The sequence below is a fragment of the Agrobacterium sp. BT-220-3 genome (assembly GCF_025910175.1).
In the GTDB taxonomy this organism is placed as follows: Bacteria; Pseudomonadota; Alphaproteobacteria; order Rhizobiales; family Rhizobiaceae; genus Agrobacterium; species Agrobacterium oryzihabitans.
Window position 1 is genome coordinate 697,948 of record NZ_JAPAIX010000001.1, and the last position, 17,863, is coordinate 715,810.

Below are 17,863 nucleotides of genomic sequence, written 5' to 3' on the forward strand. Positions count from 1 at the left end.
CCTCATCCGACCCTTCGGGCCACCTTCTCCCCCTCGGGGAGAAGAAACAAGCGGGGAGCGCTCACTGCCCCATGGTCGAACGATGCGCCCAGCCGGTCATGCGCTTTTCGAGCCAGGCCATGATCGCGTACATGACGATGCCTTCCACGGCGAGCATCAGCAGGCCGGCGAAGACCAGCGGCACATTGAACTGGCTCTGCGCCGAACTCATCATGTTGCCAAGGCCATAGTTGGAGGCGACGGTTTCCGATACGACCGAGCCGACGAAGGCGAGCGTGATGGCGATTTTCAGGGAGCCGAAGAAGTAAGGCATGGAACGCGGAATGCCGACCTTCAGCATGATATCCATCTTCTTTGCACCAAGCGCGCGCAGCACATCCTCCGTTTCCGGCTCGATGGTGGCAAGGCCGGTCGCGACGTTGACGACGATGGGAAAGAACGAGATCAGGAAGGCGGTCAGAACCGCAGGCACGGTGCCGATGCCGAACCAGATGACGAGGATCGGGACCAGCGCCACCTTCGGGATGGCATTAAAGCCGATCATCAGCGGATAAAGCCCGGCATAGATGGTTTTCGACCAGCCGATAAAAAGGCCGATGGCGAGACCGGCGGCGACCGCAATGGCAAAGCCCAGCGTCGTCGTATACAGCGTCTGAAGCGAGTTCTTCCAGATCGGCGACCAATATTGCACGATGGCCTGCCCTACTCTGACAGGCGACGGCAGAATGGTCGGCGGCATTTTCAGCGCGTAAACTAGGAGTTCCCACAGCACGAACAGCGCCAGCGTATAAAGCCAGGGGGCTGCCTTCACCCAGTTGACGCGCGCGATCAGCGGCTTTGGCGGCTCTGCCGCCACGGTGCTTTCAACAATCGCGCTCATGCTGCCACCCTCGCCTGCGCTATCTCGCCATGCAGTTCCTGCACCATGTCGTTGAAACCCTTGTCATACATGATATCCAGCTGGCGGGGGCGCGCGAAAGGCACGCGGTGTTCAGCCAGCACGCGGCCCGGCCTTGCGCTCATCACGAAAATCTTGTCGGCGAGAAAGGTCGCTTCGCGCAGATCGTGCGTCACCAGAATGATGGTAACCCGCTGCGCGGCATGCAGATCGCGGATGACGCACCACAATTCCTCGCGGGTAAAAGCATCGAGCGCGCCGAAAGGCTCGTCCAGCATCAGAAGGTCCGGCTCGTGGATCAGGGCGCGGCAAAGATTGGCGCGCTGCTGCATGCCGCCGGAAAGCTGCCAGGGGAATTTCGAACCGAAGCCTTTGAGACCTACGATTTCCAGCAAGCGCTCTGCCTTTGCGACATATTCGGCCTTGTGGGCGCGCAGGCGCCGTCGATGTTTCTCGACGATCTCCAGCGGTAGCAGGATGTTTTCAAGCGTGGTGCGCCAGGGCAGCATTGTCGGGTTCTGAAACGCCATGCCGACGATGGAAACCGGCTCCGTGACCTGCCGCCCGGCAACGATGACATTGCCCTTCTGCGGAATATGCAGCCCCGTCACCAGCTTCATGAGCGTCGACTTGCCACAGCCCGAGGGGCCGACGACGGCCGCGAACTCACCCTTGTCGACCGTCAGATTGAGGCCGGATACGGCCAGCGTGCCGGCCGACCCGCCGTAGCGCATGTCGACATTGTCTATTTCCACGAGATGTGACATCGCAGTCCCCAGTTTTTTCGGCGCGCGCAACCTCACCACAGTCAACGCCACACCTCTATTTCGTCATCCTCGGGCTTGACCCGAGGATCCACTATTCCAGCCGGCGATGGATCCTCGCCTCAAGGGCGAGGATGACGTGGAGAAACTCCACCACTCCAGGCGCCAAACAGGCCCCACAAATCCCCCTCAGGGAAGCATGCGCTCTTCCTTGGCCGGGAGGTAGGTCGCGTCAAAGACCTGATCCGCCTTGACGTTACCCTTGAGGCCAAGCGAGACTTTCAGCGTCTCGACGGAAGCGGCGAGTCTGGCCGGATCGACGCCGCCCATGCCATTTTCCACCACATAGGGCGTCTTGATATTCATGCTGTTGGCCATGTTGAGGCGTTCGAGCTCGATGGCGCTGTCGAGCGTTTCATTGCGCTTGAGCACGGCCGCCACGCCCTCTTCCGGGGTCTTGACGGAATCGGCGAAGCCCTTGGCCAGCGCCTTCAGGAAACCCTTGACGGCATCAGGGTTTTTCTCAGCGAAATCAGTGTTTACCAGCACCGCATTGCCATAAAGATTCAAGCCGTGCTCGGCCATTAGAATGGTCGAGATATCGTCATCGGCAATGCCCTGCTTCTTCAAGTTGAGGATAACCGAAAAGGCGAAACCGAAAACGGCATCGACATCGCCCTTGGCCAGCATCGGCTCACGCACGGGAAAGCCGATCGATTCGATCTTGATCTTGCTGTCATCGAGACCCGCGACCTGCTTGAAGGCCGGCCATTGCGCAAAAGCGCCATCCGGCGGCGGTGCGCCGAGTTTCTTGCCTTCCAGCGACTTCGGATCGCCAGTGACGCCGAGCGACTTGCGGCCGACAACGGCAAATGTCGGGCGTTCATAGACCATATAGACGGCCTTGATCTTCTGGCTCGGATCCTCATCGAGGAACTTCATCACCGAATTGATGTCGCCGAAACCCATCTGGTAGGCGCCGGTCGCGACGCGCGGAATGGCTTCCACCGAGCCGTTGCCGCTGTCGATCGTCACGTCGAGGCCTTCAGCCTTGAAGTATCCCTTGTCGAGCGCCAGCAGGAAGCCGGCGGCGGGGCCTTCGAACTTCCAGTCGAGCGTGAATTTCACCGGCGTTTCGGCATGAGCACCCGTTACGGGCAGCGTAAATCCGGCAGCGGCACCGACAGCGGCAATGGCCAGAGCCCTGGACAACAACCTGCGCGTTAACATCATCTATTCCCCCTGATGGTTTTGTTGGATTGGTTGCATAAGACCCAATTCCAGCCCTCAAGGCAAGATAAAATTGCATACAAAATAGCCATTATTTTGTATGCTTATTTTATATGCATCATTGATTGATATGAAGGCAAAAAGCCCGATCTCTGCCCATCTCGCATGCAACGAAGCCAGGGTAATTCCGTTCATGCAGAGAACACAGCGTTCTCATTTGCCGGGGTTGCGGATCAGGTGCAGGGTAAGACAAATAGAGCCACGAATGGCAGGCAAAACGACGGGACGGCAAGATGAATTCTGCACTGGGCATACACCACATCACCATGATCACCCGGAAGGTGCAGGCGAATGTCGATTTTTACGCCGGCTTCCTGGGTTTAAGGCTGGCCAAGCGCACGGCCGGCTTCGAAGACGCCATGCAGCTTCATCTGCTTTATGGCGACGATATCGCCTCACCCGGTTCCCTGCTGACCTTTCTGGTCTGGGAAGATGGCGGCCAGGGCCGTGTGGGTTATGGCCAGACGCTGGAAGTGTCGCTGGCGATCGATCCCGCCAGCATCGGTTTCTGGCTGACGCGGGCGCTGAAATTCGGCATCCGCGCCGAGGGACCATCCGACGAATTCGGCACCCCGGTCATCCGGCTGAAAGACCCTGATGGCCTCATCGTCAAGCTGGTCGGCACCCACGCCTTCCCCGATGCCACGCCGCATGTAACCAACGACATTCCGGCAGAAGACGCCATTCGCCGCATCTATGGCGCAACCGTGCTGAGCGAGGTGCCGGAAGAAACGGTGGCTTTCCTCACAAAATATTTCGGTTACCAGCAGGAAAGCCAGACAGGCGCTATCCGCCGGCTCGTTTCGAAAAGCGATGACATTATCGACGTGCGTGACGCCACCGGCTTCTGGTCCAGCGCGCCGGGCACCGGCACCGTCGATCATATCGCTTTCCGCGCGCAGGATCTGGACGAGCTGAACGCCGTGCTGGGTGAATTGAAATCGCTGAATTCCAGCACCACCAATGCCCATGACCGGAAATATTTCCATTCGCTTTATGTCCGCGAACCGGGTGGCGTGCTGATCGAAATGGCGACCGACGCGCCTGGCATGACCGTTGACGAGCCCCTGGAAGCGCTTGGCGAAAAGCTGTTCATTCCGCCGCTTTTCATGAAGGATGAAGCGGATGTGCGCGTCGCGCTGCCGCAATTTTCGATGCCCGGCGAAGAGCGTATCGTCTATCGCGACCTGCCCTTCGTACACCGCTTCTACACGCCCGAAAAGCCTGACGGTAGCACCCTCATCCTGCTGCACGGCTCCGGCGGCAGCGAAACGAGCCTGATGCCGCTGGCGCATCGGGCGGCACCGGGCGCCACGCTTCTCGGCGTTCGCGGCCGCAGCACGGAAGAGGACATCGCCCGCTGGTTCCGCCGTTATCCCGATTTCAGCTTCGACCAGAAGGATATCGTCTCCGAGGCGGAAGCCTTTGCCGCCTTTGTGGATGGCGCGATCCGGTCCTATGGCCTTGATCGTTCGAGGCTTCGCTTTGTCGGCCATTCCAATGGCGCGAATTTCTATACGGCCTTTGCAGCGCTTTACCCGGAGCTTGCCGGAGACGCGCTGCTTTACCGTCCGATGCCGGTTCTCGAAACCTGGCCGGAAACCGATCTTTCCGGGCGGAACTTCCTGTTTGTGGCCGGCGAACGCGATAAATACCGCGATAAGGCGACGGAGCTGCGGGACAGGATTTCCTCCAGCGGCGCGCAGGCCGGGGTGGAAACGGTGGATGACGGACACGAGCTTGGGCTTGCAGATATCGAGGCGGCGCGGCGCTGGCTTGCGGAGGCTTCCTGATCCGATCCGAAGTGGCGATAGTTGGATCGAGCGGGCGTCGCGTGTTTCTTCTCCCCGCCGGGGAGAAGTCCGCGGCAGCGGGATGAGGGGGCAACGTCAGCGATAAACCGAGAACTTGCCCCCTCATCTGCCCCTTCGGGGCATCTTCTCCCCGGCGGGGAGAAGAAACAGGCAGCGCGGCTTCATCAACCGGGCCTTGCATAAATTCGCCAAAAGGGCTTTAAAAACAGCTTCGTAATTGGAGAGTTCTGTTTGGAAATCCCGCTGCTTATCCTCGCCGTCATCGCGGCCTTCATCTACACGCTGGTCGCAAGCATCCGCAATTCAAGCCGAATCAAGTCTCTCGAGCGCGAGGTTGTCAGCCTCAAGCGGCTGATGGCGGCCGGGGTGGCTTCCCCTGTGGCAGCGCAGGCGGAGACGGCCGATTCGGCGGATAGAGCGGATTTCGACGCGGAAGAGGAAAGCGCGGCATCTGAGGAAGACGCGGCCTTCCAGGCCGAACACCCGTCCGAAGCGGAAGTGGCCGCCGCCATGGCGGAGGCGGAAGACCTTGCCAGCAAGGAAGAAGAGCGCGTGCTTGCGCGTGAGGCTGCATCCATACCGGAAACGAAGGAAAGCTTCGAAAGCCTGCTCGGCGCACGCTGGGCCGTCTGGGCTGGCGGCCTGGCGCTGGCGCTTGGCGGCATTTTCCTCGTCAAATATTCCATCGAAGCCGGGCTCCTGAGCCCGGCCGTGCGGCTTTCGCTCGCCGCCATTTTCGGTCTCGTTCTCGGCCTTGCCGGCGAGGCGATCCGCCGCAAGGCTGTGCCGGGCATCGCCACCACTTACGCCAACGCCATGATACCGGGCGTGCTGACGGCCGCCGGCGCCTTGACGCTGTTCGGCGTGGTTTATGCGGCCTATGGCATTTATGACTATATCGGCTCCGGCACCGCCTTCATTCTGCTTGGGCTCGTCGCCTTCGCCACCATCGGCCTGTCGCTTCTGCACGGACAGGCGCTCGCCGGTCTCGGCCTGCTGGGATCGATGCTGACGCCTGCGCTGATTTCCAGCGAAACACCGAATATCTGGGCGCTGTTCGTTTTCCTGACGATCTCGTGGCTCGCAACCGCGGCCGCCGCGCGCAGGCAGGGCTGGACCGTGGTTCCTTCGCTTGCCAATGCGGGTCTCGGCCTCTGGGTGCTCGGTTATATCGCTTTTTCCGAGACGATCAGCGCCGAACCGCCGACGCTTTCACTGCTTGTCATGCTGGCCGGCACCCTTTTCCTCTGGCCCGGCAGGCACTTCGACACGCCGCCCGCCGAGGAAAGCGAAACCAGCACCACGCCTGAGCGGCGCGCCATTCGCGCCATGCGGCTTTTGTTGCGCCCGTCGCTTGCGATCAGCCTCACTGTCTCGATGGCCGCGATCGTGCCGGCAATCGGCTTCCTCTTCACCGACGGCAGCATCGACACCCATCCGGCCCTCATCGTTTCCGCACTCATCGCAACGCTTGCCGCTCTTGGCGCTGCGCGACACAATGCGGTGTGGCCGGCCATTATCGCCGCACTCGGCGCACAGGCTGCGGTCTCCTTGATGTCGCGGCAGGGTATCGATTTCATCGGCCTGATAAATGATACCGCCGTCACGCTTCCTCCCGTCGGAACGGGCTACACCGCAGCCATCGCCATGGCGCTCGGCCTTGGCGCCATCCTTATTCTCTGCGGTTTCTCGTTCCTGAAACGCAAGGGCGCGGATGATCCGGATTTCGCCCAGCTCTGGGCGGGGATTGCAGCGCTTTTCCCGGTCTGGCTCGGCACGGCAAGCTTCGTCGAATATGGCAATCTCGGCCGTGACTGGCTGCATGCGGCCTATGGTCTTGGCCTCGGCCTCGTGCTGATCGCCGGTGCGGAATGGCTGCACCGGCAGAACAATGAGGCCTATCGCAAACCGCTCAACATCCTCGTGCTCGGCTCGTTTGCCGCCTTCGCGCTTTGCCTGCATACGCTGACTGAGGGGCTTGCGACGACCGTGCTGCTCTCCGTCATCGGCTTCGGTTATGTGCTGGCGACCCGCTATCGCAACTGGGATATTCTGCCCTGGGTGATGGCGGTGGCAAGTGTTGCCGTTCTTGGCCGCATCGCCTGGGAACCCACCATTGTCGGGCCGCAAAATCTTGGGCTTACGCCGGTCTTCAACGCGCTGCTGCCGGGTTATGGCATTCCGGCCCTGCTCGCCATCGTCTCGGCCTGGATGCTGCGCGACTGGCCGAACGTCCGGGCAAAGAACTTTCTGCAGGCCATCGCCAGCGTCATGGGTCTGCTGGCCATCGCCATCCTCATCCGCCATGCGATGAATGGCGGCACTCTCAATGACAGCGTGCCGACGCTCGGCGAGCAGTCGATCTATACGCTGCTGACCATCGGTTTTTCAGGCGTGCTGATGACGCTGGATCTCAAGAGCCCCAGCCCCGTCTTCCGTTACGGCTCGATGATTGCCGGCGTGATTGCGGTCATCAACGTGCTGACAATGCATTTCTTCACGCTCAACCCCTATTTCACCGGCGAAAATACCGGCCGCATCCCGTTCCTCAATCTGCTGCTGATCGGTTATCTGCTGCCGGCGCTCGCCTATGGCGGCCTTGCCTGGTATGCGCGCGGCAAACGTCCCCCGCCCTATGTCAGCCTGCTGGCGGTGGCGGGTGCGGCACTCGGTTTTGCCTGGGCAACACTTTCGGTCCGGCGCTTCTGGCAGGGCGAGAACATTGCCGACTGGAAGGGCTTCCTGCAGGGTGAAACCTACAGCTATTCGGTGGTCTGGCTGCTGATCGGCGTGCTGCTGCTCGTGCTCGGCTCGCGCTTCAATGCCCGCAGCCTGCGTCTGGCATCCGCCGCCTTCGTGCTGATCTCCGTCGCCAAGGCCTTCCTGATCGACATGAGCAACCTTGAAGGCGTGCTGCGGGCGCTGTCCTTCATCGGGCTTGGCGCGGTGCTGATCGGCATCGGCCTGTTCTACCAGAAAATCCTCACCCGGAAGCCGCAGGCATGATCGCGGCCGAGGCTTTCGCGCCTTTTGAGGCGCTTGCGCAGGAACTGATACCGCACGCCGCCGATGCGGGCGACGGCTCGCATGATCTTGCCCATATTCACCGGGTCTTCCGCAACGCCATGCGCATCCATGCGGGCGAAGGTGGCGATGGCACGGTGCTGGCGGCCAGCGTGCTTTTGCATGATTGCGTGGCGGTGGAGAAGAACTCGCCGCTCCGCGCGCAGGCATCGCGGCTGGCGGCGGAGAAAGCTGCCGGCATTCTGGCCGGGCTTGGCTGGCGGCAGGTCGACATTGAGGCCGCCGCGCATGCCATCACCACCCATAGTTTTTCCGCCAATATAGAACCGCAGATGCTGGAAGCAAAAATCCTGCAGGATGCCGACCGGCTGGACGCCATTGGCATGGTGGGGGCAGCCCGGTGCTTTTATATTGCCGGGCGCATGGGTTCGGCGCTTTATGATCCGGCCGATCCGCTGGCGAAAGACCGGCCGCTGGACGACCGCGCCTTTGCCATCGACCATTTCGAAACGAAGCTTTTCAAGCTTGCGGACGGTTTCCGCACCGAAACCGGGCGAGAACTGGCGAAGGCCCGCCATGAACGCCTGCAACAGGTACTGGACCTGTTTCTCGACGAAATCTGAGGAGAAACAAGATGCGTGTGACCGAACTCAACATCTATCCGCTGAAAAGCGCGCGCGGCATTGTCCTCTCGCAAAGCGACGTTTCGGCGGAAGGTCTGCCCGGCGACCGCCGCGCGATGCTGACCGATCCTTCCGGCCATTTCATCACGCAACGTGAATTGCCTGATATCGCCACCATTCTGGCGCGGCATGAGGATGGCGGCATGATGCTTTCGCGGGAAGCAGGTGGCGAGATTTTCGCCAGGCCTTCCGGGCAGCGCATGGATGTGGCGGTGTGGAGATCAATCGTCAGCGCCAACATTGCCGATGGCGAAACCAACGACACGCTTTCAGCATGGCTTGGACGCGACGTGAGGCTGGTGTTTTTCGACGACAATTCCAGACGCCTCGCCAATCTGGAATGGACCGGTAACGAAACGCCTGTCACTTTCGCCGACGGTTATCAGATCCTCGTCACCACCACCGCCTCGCTTGCAGCCCTTAACGACAATATGCGCGACAATGGCGAGGACGCCGTCGGCATGGAGCGGTTCCGGCCCAATATCGTGCTGGAAACGGACGAGCCGTGGGCGGAGGATCGCTGGGCGGCCATCGAGATCGGCGGCATCCGTTTCGACCTCGTCAAGCCCTGCGCCCGCTGCATCATGACCACGCAGGACCAGACAACCGGTTCCCGCGATGTGCCCTCCCCCATGAAGGCCATGGGCCGCATCCGCATGTCCGGTGACCGGCGTGTACCTGGCCCGCTCTTCGGCTGGAATGTCACGCCGCGCGGCGAAGGCAGGCTAGCTGTTGGCGATGTGGCAAAGGTGGTCGAGGAACGGCCGGACGGCTGGGCGATCAAACGGCGGTAAGTCGGTCCGGTTCAAACGGAATCCACAGCAAACGGCACGGCGTTCTCATACGCCGGCACACCCTCGCTCCCTCATTCCTGTGCTCGTCACAGGAATCCAGCCGACGCGCGTCTGCGCGGCGAGAGGACTCTTTTCAGCCCAAGGACTTGGGCTGGCTGGATCTCTGTGACAAACACAGAGATGAGGAGAGGACGGGAGCACTATGGACAACGGCAAGCTTCGAGCCTGACGCGCCGATCTCAATCTTCGTGCAAGCCGGCGGTACAACGCACGAGCTATGTCACGCTTTACGTGCACCGACGATCAGGAAAATCGGGCGGCGGTCTTCATGTTTCATGTCCGGGCGCTCCGCCAGCAGAGCGGGATCGGGCCTCGGTTCCGCCACGCGCGTGATCGTAAAGCCAGCCGCCAGCAGGGCGTTGAGAATGCCTGACACCGTGCGGTGATATTTGACGACATCATCCGCCATCCAGTTGGAATGGCGTACGCCTTCGTTCTGATAATTATCGAGCGGCCAATGCAGGATTTCGCCGTCCTCGCCGTAGAACCAGTCCTGTTTGTCCAGCGCCGTGAATACGGGATGCTCGATGGAAAAGACGAAGTCGCCGCCGGATTTCAGGACGGTGAAAACCTTCGCGAAGGCCGCGTCGAGATCGCGGACGTAATGCAAGGCGAGCGAACTCAGCACCAGATCGAAACTATCAGGCGCAAAGTCGATATCCTCGATCGCGGCGCGGCGATATTCGATACCGGGGCCGCCGTTTATCTCGGCGGCACGGCGCAGCATGTTCTCCGAAAGATCGACACCGACGACATGCGCCGCGCCCTCTTCCGCCGCATAACGGCAATGCCAGCCGAAACCGCAACCGAGATCGAGCACGGTCCTGTCTTTCAGCGTGGGCAACATGGCGCGCAGCTCATGCCATTCGCCCGCCTGCCTCAGCCCTTCAAGCGAGCGTGGCATGGCGCTGTAGCGCTCGAAAAACTGCGGGTCGTCATAAATATTCTGCTTCATCGCTTCCTCATATTACCCGATGGCATTCAACCCTGGGCGTCTCATCAATCGCACGAATAATGCCGTCAAGAAAAGTCGCTAGTGGGGCGGCCTGACAAAAGATAATATTCCTCTCATCAACGGGGGAATCTGCAGCAAGCCTTGCGCCAATCCGCAAGGTGCTTCAGCGGGAGAATTTTCATGTCGCAAGCCACACGCCAGACGATGCCCTGGCTGATTATCGTCGCCGGGTCGCTGATTGCGGTCATGACCTTCGGGCCACGGTCAGCCATGGGCTTTTTCCAGCTGCCCATGCTCGCCGATACCGGCTGGGACCGTTCCACCTTCGGTCTGGCCATGGCGTTGCAGAACCTCTTCTGGGGCCTTGGCCAGCCGTTCTTCGGCGCCATCGCCGACAAGTTTGGCACCGGCCGCGTGCTCGTGCTTTCCGGCTTCCTCTATGCGGCCGGCCTCATCTGCATGTCCTTCGGCACCTCGCCCTTCTGGCTGCATTTCGGCGGCGGCGTTCTTGTGGGACTTGGCATCGCCGCCGGTTCCTTCAGCGTCATCCTGTCTGCCTTCGCACGCCACGTCACGCCGCAGCAGCGCTCACTCGCCTTCGGCATCGGCACGGCGGCGGGCTCGGCCGGCATGTTCCTGTTTGCGCCCATCAGCCAGGGCCTGATTTCCACCTATGGCTGGTCCGATAGCCTCGTCTGGCTTGCCGTGATGATGATGCTCGTGCCGCTGCTCGCCTATCCGATGCGCGGCAACTCCTCTTCCGGCAGCCAGTCACAAACGCAATTCCAGCAGACGGCGGGCGAAGCGCTGAGGGAAGCGCTCGGCCACAAGAGCTATCTGCTTTTGACCACCGGCTTCTTCGTCTGCGGTTTCCAGGTGGCCTTCATCACCGCGCATTTCCCGGCCTATCTCGGCGATATCGGCATCGAGCCGCGTTATGCGGTGATAGCCATGGCGCTGATCGGTTTCTTCAACATCATCGGCTCGCTGGCGGCAGGCGTCATCGCCCAGCGTTATTCGAAGCCCTATATGCTGGCCTATATCTATATCGCCCGCTCTATCGCCGTCAGCGCCTTCCTGCTTCTGCCGCAGTCGCCGCTTTCGGTCATCATCTTCGCCGCCGTCATGGGCATCCTCTGGCTTTCGACAGTGCCGCCAACCAATGCGCTGGTGGCGATCATGTTCGGCACCCGCCATCTCGGCATGCTGGGCGGCGTCGTGTTCCTGTCGCACCAGATCGGCTCGTTCCTCGGCGTCTGGCTCGGCGGCTTTCTTTACGACCGGCTCGGCTCGTATGATCTCGTCTGGTGGCTCGGCGTCGGCATGGGGATTTTTGCGGCCATCGTGCACTGGCCCATTCAGGAGCGGCCGGCACCCCGGCCCGCAATAGCCTGAAGCTATACGGCTCTATCGAGCGTGGGCGGCAGCGCCTTTCGATCCAGCGCCTTCAGCGCCGCCTGCACGAAACCGTCGCGGGCGGCGTTTTCATTCAGGCCGCGCGGATCGTAGACATGCCGGTTGAGGAAATGGGCGGTGAGGCGGAAGGCAGCTGCGAGGCTATCGCGGTCTGCGGCCTTCGACTGGCCTTCGCTCAAGAAAGCCGGCAATGACAACATCCGCTCCGCATAGGGCGCGCCCGCGGTGCGGCAGACCGCCCTGCCCGTTTTTGGCGATACATAGATGAGATCGGTACGCAGCCCCGTCGCCGCACATTCGCTGAGATCAAGCCCGAAACCGAGATCGTTCAACACCGCGAGTTCGAAGCGCACGAACAATTCCCCTGCATCGACAGGATCATGGAGATTGTCGAGAATGACGTCGAGCGCCTGATAGAGATGCGGATGGGGATCACGCTCCGGCAAGAGGCGCAGCAACGCACCCATGGCCTGAACGCCATAAACGGCGGTTGCCGTTTCCATCAGCTGCGCTGCCCGCAATTGCAGCGGCTCGATGCGATATTCGCCGAGATGGTCGTCAAGCCGCGCCCGCCAGATGACATCCACCCGGTTTCCCGCCTGGAGAACCGGCTGCATGCTGCGGGACCGCCCCGAGCGCACCAGCCCCAGATGGCGGCCGCGCGAACGGGTCATCACCTCGGCGATGACGCTTGTCTCGCCGTGACGTTTTACGCCAAGAATGATTGCTTCGTCCTGCCACTGCATGAAACGTGTCCGAATTCCGATTCAGGCCCGATCATAACCGATCTGGCGGGGAAACGTTATTCTTTTGCGGCCTCACCCGTCGCACCGGACGCGCCAACGAGCCCGAGGACGAAATCGGTAATCTCGCTTTCACCGAAAGGCTTGCCGAGCAAGGGCGCATCCGCAAGATCATCGGGAAAACCACTCGTGTCCCCGTAACCGCTGACGAAACCGAAGGGAATGCCCTGATCGCGCAGCTGACGCGCGAAATCGTAACTCTTGCCGTCGGAAAGGCTGACATCAAGAAGCACGCAGTCGGCGCCATCCTGCTCGATGGTCTCCTTCGCCTGCGCCAGTGTCGTTGCAATCGTGATGGTTTCGACGCCGATGGACTGGAGGACCGCCTCGACATCGAGCGCCACCAGATACTCATCTTCAACGATGACACACCGTTGTGGCACCATATGTTTTCTTCTTTCAAATTGAGGGGAGCCACCCGGATATCCGCCGCGGTCTCCGAAATGTCTTTTGTGCGATAGCACGAGAGGATTCGCAAATTACGGCCGGACCGTCATTTAAAAAAGACATGTCGAAAGACGATCAGATGAAGGGTCTTTGCCGCTTTTCATCGCTTTTCCAACCCGCCACATGGCTCAGCCCGTCATTGTCCAGAACGAGGCACCCCTTGTCCGTCCAGCGGATCAGATCGCGATCAACTAGCTTTCTCAACGTCTTGTTGGTGTGGACGATGGAGAGGCCGAGCGTATCGGCCACATGCTGCTGGGTCACGGGGATCGGCGTTTGCCCCTGGATGAGATTGACCGCCTTGGCCTTGCTGTAAAGGAAGGCGATGAGGTAGGCGGCGCGCTCCAGCGCGGTACGCCGGCCGATGCTGAGCAGATGGTTGTCGAGCATGCGCTCCTCGCTTGCCGCAATCCAGGTCAGGTCATAGGCAAGGGTCGGATGATCGGTGAAGAGATTGTTGAGGCGGGACCGCTCGAAGACGCAGAGCGTCACCGGCGAGAGCGCCTCGACGGAATGCTGCATTTCCCCCATCACCGTGCCCTGCAGGCCCACCAGATCGCCCGGCATGACATAGTTGAGGATCTGCCGCCTTCCGTCTTCCAGCGTCTTGTAGCGAAACGCCCAGCCATGCAGCACGGTATAAAGATGGGCGCTGTGCGACCCTTCCATTAGAATGACGGAGCCGCTTTCAACCGCCAGCTCCCCCGTTTTGAAACGGGAGACGAAATCCAGCTCGGGCGATGAAAAATCCCTGAAATGCGGCAGGTCGCGCAAGGGACAGTGCTGGCAAGGCGTGGTGGAAATTCCGTTCGGTTTTTTTGGCGACATGAATGCCCGTCATCGAAAAAGGTTGCGCCCAATTGTTTTGGAACAACCCGCCCGAACGCAATCGGTTCCCGATGGAGGCTGAAGATTTGTGAGGCGTAACTTGCGCACCTCCCTCATTCCTGTGCTTGTCACAGGAATCCAGTCGACGCGTGTCTACGCGGCGGGACGAGTCCTTTCAGCCCAAGGACTTGGGCTGGCTGGATTCCTGTGACAAGCACAGGAATGAGGGATGGAGAGGATGTGCGTCAGCCTCGCGGGAATTCCAGGCCCATTTCGCGGAAGCGCTCGGGATCGTCGCCCCAGTTCTCGCGCACCTTGACGAAGAGGAAAAGGTGGACAGGCTGCTCGAGGATTTCCGACAGTTCCTTGCGCGAGGCGGTGGAGATCGCCTTGATGGCGTCGCCGTTCTTGCCCAGTGCAATCTTCTTCTGGCTGTCGCGCTCGACATAGATCACCTGCTCGATGCGTACCGAGCCGTCCTTGCGTTCTTCCCACTTCTCCGTCTCGACATGCGAGGCGTAGGGAAGCTCCTGATGCAGGCGCAGGAACAGCTTCTCGCGGGTGATTTCGGCGGCGAGCTGGCGCATCGGCAGATCGGAAATCTGGTCTTCCGGGTAATACCACGGACCTTCCGGCAGGGCATCCACCAGATAATCCATCAGGTCTTCACAACCCGAACCGTTGGTGGCTGAAATCATGAAGGTGCGGTCAAACGCCACCGTCTCATTGGCGGCGGCGGCAAGCTTCAGAAGATCTTCGCGCTTCACCTGGTCGATCTTGTTGAGGCAGAGGATCTTCTTCTGCGGAACATCCTTCAGGCCTTCGAGAATAGCCTCGGCGTCACCTTTAAGACCACGCTCGCTGTCGATCAGCAGCAGGATGAGATCGGCATCCTTCGCGCCGCCCCAGGCGGAAGTGACCATGGCGCGGTCGAGCCTGCGGCGCGGTTTGAAGATGCCGGGCGTGTCCATGAAAACGATCTGCGCGTTCTTGTGGATGGCGATACCGCGCATCACCGCACGCGTCGTCTGAACCTTGTGGCTGACGATCGAGACCTTGGCGCCCACCAGCCTGTTGACCAGCGTCGACTTGCCGGCATTGGTCGGGCCGATGAGGGCGACGAAGCCGGAACGGGTCGGAAGGTTATTGTCTTCGCCTGCAATGGCGGGGTTTTCGTGATCGGTCATGATATCCATCAAGGTCAGAGGTATTCAACATGCGGCCGTTTCGGTCCGCCATGCGCTCGATTTAGCACCCTATGGCGGGCGCTCAGTTCTGGGTGGAGCCCTTCTGCCAGACGCCTTCGCGTTCCAGCAATCTTGTTGCCGCCACCTGTTCGGCCGCGCGCTTGGAGCGCTCGACGCCGGTTTCCGGCTTTACGCCGGGAATTTCGACAGTCACCGTAAAGCGGGGATCGTGATCCGGTCCGGATCGATCGTCAACCCGGTAAGCGGGCGTGGTCGCAAATCTGGCATGCGCCCATTCCTGCAATTCGGTCTTGGCGTCGCGCCGACCGGCATCCACGCTGGTCGCGCGGCCCTGCCAGTATTTCAGAATGAACTTGCGCGATGCTTCCAGCCCGCCATCCAGGTAGATGGTGGCAATCAGGCTTTCGACCACATCGGCGCGCACGTTCAGCATCGCCTTGCCAGTCAGTTTCTTCACATCCGATCCGGTGCGAATGAAATTGTGCAGGCCCATCTCGTCGCCGATCGCGGCGCAGGACTCAGCGCTGACGAGCTGGTTCAGGCGAACGGAAAGCTCGCCTTCGGAGGCATGACGGAAAGTCGAGAACAGCAGTTCGGCAACGCAGAGACCAAGAACACGGTCGCCCAGAAACTCCAGCCGCTCGTAATTGCCGGCGGCGGCAGAGCGGGCGCTGGCATGGGTCAAGGCCCGATCAAGCCGGGCCTTTTCCTTGAACTCATATCCGATCAACGCTTCCAGACGGGAAATCTCTTCCTTCGAAAGCGGCTTGGTCTTGCTCATTCCACAACCTTGAAGAGGCGGTCCCAACGCATGTTGGCCGGCCATTCCCAAATGCGGCTGAACGGCGTGTCGTTGCCCAGCGAGAAGAAGATGACGCTGGCGCGGCCGATCAGGTTTTCCTCAGGCACGAAACCGACGTCGAAGCGGCTGTCGAGCGAATTGTCTCTGTTGTCGCCCATCATGAAATAATGGCCTTCCGGCACCACGAATTCGCGCGTGTTGTCGCCGCGCGAATCGGGCGACTGGTCGAGCGTGTCGTAGGTGACGCCATTATCCAGCGTTTCGCGGAAGACCGGCACATTGGCGCCCGGATCGGCGCGGTAATCGGAGGTGAAGGTGCCATCGGGCTGCTTGGGTACCGGCTGGCCATTGATGAACAGCACGCCGTTCGTCACCTGGATGCGATCACCGGGCAGGCCGACGAGGCGCTTGATGTAATCAACCTCAGGATTGGGCGGCAGGCGGAAGACCACGACATCGCCGCGCTTCGGCTTGCTGAATTCGAGAATGCGGCCCGAAAACAGGTTCGGCGAAAAGGGCAGCGAATATTTCGAATAGCCGTAGGAGAACTTGTTGACGAAAAGATAGTCGCCCACGAGAAGCGTCGGCATCATCGAGCCTGACGGGATCGTGAAGGGCTGAAACAGGACGGTGCGGATGACCATGGCCAGCAGCAGCGCCTGAATGATGACCTTGACGTTCTCCCAGAGGGCGTTCTGCTTCTTCTCAGCTTTTTCGGACACTTAAAGACCTGCCTGATTGTTTACCGGTTTCTCCGACTTTACGAAGCATCCGGGCCGTTGTTTTATCGCATTTGCGGCGGGCAAGCGGTTTTCACGCAGCCGGCAACGCTTTCATATTTCTGCGACTTCTCTAGAACCTTTCCAGCCCGAAGGGAAGCGCTTCTGTGACACGCCCGCAAATAGGCCGCCATTGCGGCTTCACCGGGTCTTACCCGGTCACGGGAAGCGCCTCGATAATCACAAATGCCTGAGCGTAAGGGTGATCGTCCGTGATCGTCAGGTGAATATTGGCGCGGTGACCGGCAGGCAGCATTTCGGCCAGCCTTTCCGCAGCGCCGTTGGTCAGCTTCATGGTCGGCTTGCCGCCCGGCAGATTGACGACGCCCATATCCTTCCAGAAAACACCGTTCGCAAGTCCGGTGCCCAGCGCCTTGGAACAGGCTTCCTTGGCGGCGAAGCGCTTGGCATAGGAAGCGGCACGGTTCCTGCGGCCATCGGATTTAGCGCGCTCGATATCGGTAAAACAGCGATGCGTGAACCGTTCGCCGAACCGTTCGATCGACTTTTCGACGCGGCGGATGTCGATCAGGTCGCTGCCCAATCCAATGATCATTTCAGCATCTCCAGAGAAGCGTTCTTGTTGGCGGCACGGTGCGCGAGATTTTCCATCTTGCGCCGTTGAAAGCCGCTGATGAGGCCATAAACGGCGACATAGGCGATAACCGCGCTGATGGCGGCGGGAAAAAGCGCACCGATGGTCATGGGTTCAAGTACCGGCGTCCATATCTGACGGAATTCGAGATGGCTGAACAGCGCCACGAAATCCACATGTCCGGCGCTCTCCGCCTTCTGCCGCCCGAGGATGAAGTGCCCGAGTTCCCAGGTGGATGCCCAGATGAAGGGAAATGTCAGCGGATTGGCGAAGGTGGTGCCGAGAGCGGCCGCAACCAGATTGACGCGCATGAGGAAACCGAGCGCCATGGCGATGATGATATGAACCCCGAGAAAAGGCGTCCAGGCCACGCCGACACCGATGGCGACACCGGCGGCAATCGAATGCGGAGAGGCGGAAAGCCGCAGAAGGCGCAGCTTCATATAGCGCAGCGAACGGGAAAAACCCGTTCGCGGCCAAAACAGGTCACGAATCTTCTCTGAAAAACCAACGGGTTCACGACGGCGAAACGGCATGGGCGCAGTCTATTTCATCGCCCCGGTTGAGCCAAGAGCATCATAGACGACGGGAGGATTTCTTTTGCAGGTGTATTCTCCGCTTCCGTCATCCCGGCCTTAGCTGGCATTCCGCCGATACTGCGCGGCGTCACCAGATGAATACGAACCTTGCCGGACACTCTGAC

General features: G+C 60.4%; 17 protein-coding genes. 5 read left to right on the forward strand and 12 right to left on the reverse strand.

Going from position 1 to position 17,863, the window contains the following annotated elements; genetic code table 11:
- Positions 1-61: 61 nt before the first annotated feature.
- The 3 genes from OK142_RS03630 to OK142_RS03640 form a co-directional block, all read right to left on the reverse strand.
- Positions 62-880: an ABC transporter permease gene (locus OK142_RS03630; RefSeq protein WP_444759561.1), complete on the reverse strand. Its 819-nt coding sequence runs from the start codon at positions 878-880 to the stop codon at positions 62-64.
- On the reverse strand, positions 877-1,665 hold the full coding sequence (locus tag OK142_RS03635) for an ABC transporter ATP-binding protein (RefSeq protein ID WP_035242696.1): 789 nt from the start codon (positions 1,663-1,665) through the stop codon (positions 877-879). Before OK142_RS03635 ends, OK142_RS03630 begins: the two co-directional genes overlap by 4 nt.
- A gap of 186 nt (positions 1,666-1,851) precedes the next feature.
- The gene (locus tag OK142_RS03640; RefSeq protein ID WP_035242698.1) at positions 1,852-2,895 is read right to left on the reverse strand and encodes an ABC transporter substrate-binding protein; all 1,044 of its coding nucleotides are present in this window, start codon (positions 2,893-2,895) and stop codon (positions 1,852-1,854) included.
- Between the two features lie 290 nt (positions 2,896-3,185).
- On the opposite strand from OK142_RS03640, the gene OK142_RS03645 reads away from it, so the two are divergent.
- From OK142_RS03645 to OK142_RS03660, 4 genes are all read left to right on the forward strand, one after another.
- Positions 3,186-4,745, forward strand: coding sequence for a VOC family protein (locus tag OK142_RS03645; RefSeq protein ID WP_498681110.1), 1,560 nt, complete (start codon positions 3,186-3,188; stop codon positions 4,743-4,745).
- 252 nt (positions 4,746-4,997) lie between these two features.
- Complete coding sequence (locus OK142_RS03650) at positions 4,998-7,772, forward strand: DUF2339 domain-containing protein (RefSeq protein WP_498681112.1); 2,775 nt, start codon at positions 4,998-5,000, stop codon at positions 7,770-7,772.
- Positions 7,769-8,413 carry an HD domain-containing protein gene (locus OK142_RS03655; RefSeq protein ID WP_498681114.1) on the forward strand — a complete coding sequence of 215 codons (645 nt, stop codon included), beginning with the start codon at positions 7,769-7,771 and terminating at the stop codon, positions 8,411-8,413. The genes OK142_RS03650 and OK142_RS03655 overlap by 4 nt, the downstream gene beginning before the upstream one ends.
- Before the next feature lie 11 nt (positions 8,414-8,424).
- Entirely contained in the window at positions 8,425-9,267 is an 843-nt protein-coding gene (locus OK142_RS03660; RefSeq protein WP_498681116.1) for an MOSC domain-containing protein, read from the forward strand.
- 280 nt (positions 9,268-9,547) lie between these two features.
- Here the strand turns inward: OK142_RS03660 and OK142_RS03665 are convergent, their stop codons facing one another.
- Positions 9,548-10,282 (reverse strand): class I SAM-dependent methyltransferase, encoded by a 735-nt coding sequence (locus OK142_RS03665; protein WP_498681118.1) that lies wholly within the window; start codon positions 10,280-10,282, stop codon positions 9,548-9,550.
- A gap of 180 nt (positions 10,283-10,462) precedes the next feature.
- Here OK142_RS03665 and OK142_RS03670 point away from each other — a divergent pair, with 180 nt between their 5' ends.
- A complete protein-coding gene (locus OK142_RS03670) occupies positions 10,463-11,677 on the forward strand; it encodes an MFS transporter (RefSeq protein ID WP_082184022.1) in 1,215 nt (404 codons plus the stop codon).
- A gap of 2 nt (positions 11,678-11,679) precedes the next feature.
- Here OK142_RS03670 and recO read toward each other — a convergent pair whose 3' ends face one another.
- The 8 genes from recO to OK142_RS03710 all read right to left on the reverse strand — a co-directional run bounded on the left by recO (position 11,680) and on the right by OK142_RS03710 (position 17,696).
- Positions 11,680-12,444: a DNA repair protein RecO gene (recO, locus tag OK142_RS03675; protein WP_498681120.1), complete on the reverse strand. Its 765-nt coding sequence runs from the start codon at positions 12,442-12,444 to the stop codon at positions 11,680-11,682.
- A gap of 56 nt (positions 12,445-12,500) precedes the next feature.
- Positions 12,501-12,887: a response regulator gene (locus tag OK142_RS03680; protein ID WP_313609031.1), complete on the reverse strand. Its 387-nt coding sequence runs from the start codon at positions 12,885-12,887 to the stop codon at positions 12,501-12,503.
- Positions 12,888-13,023: 136 nt separating this feature from the next.
- Positions 13,024-13,776, reverse strand: a complete 753-nt coding sequence (locus OK142_RS03685) for a Crp/Fnr family transcriptional regulator (protein WP_313609030.1) — start codon at positions 13,774-13,776, stop codon at positions 13,024-13,026.
- 245 nt (positions 13,777-14,021) lie between these two features.
- Positions 14,022-14,972, reverse strand: a complete 951-nt coding sequence (era, locus tag OK142_RS03690; RefSeq protein ID WP_216331048.1) for a GTPase Era — start codon at positions 14,970-14,972, stop codon at positions 14,022-14,024.
- Positions 14,973-15,045: 73 nt separating this feature from the next.
- On the reverse strand, positions 15,046-15,765 hold the full coding sequence (gene rnc / locus OK142_RS03695; RefSeq protein ID WP_003496936.1) for a ribonuclease III: 720 nt from the start codon (positions 15,763-15,765) through the stop codon (positions 15,046-15,048).
- Positions 15,762-16,508: a signal peptidase I gene (lepB, locus tag OK142_RS03700; RefSeq protein WP_003496938.1), complete on the reverse strand. Its 747-nt coding sequence runs from the start codon at positions 16,506-16,508 to the stop codon at positions 15,762-15,764. Before lepB ends, rnc begins: the two co-directional genes overlap by 4 nt.
- 208 nt (positions 16,509-16,716) lie before the next feature.
- Positions 16,717-17,121 carry a holo-ACP synthase gene (gene acpS / locus OK142_RS03705; protein ID WP_035242703.1) on the reverse strand — a complete coding sequence of 135 codons (405 nt, stop codon included), beginning with the start codon at positions 17,119-17,121 and terminating at the stop codon, positions 16,717-16,719.
- Complete coding sequence (locus OK142_RS03710) at positions 17,118-17,696, reverse strand: DUF2062 domain-containing protein (protein WP_137037367.1); 579 nt, start codon at positions 17,694-17,696, stop codon at positions 17,118-17,120. The genes acpS and OK142_RS03710 overlap by 4 nt, the downstream gene beginning before the upstream one ends.
- Between the last annotated feature and the right edge of the window lie 167 nt (positions 17,697-17,863).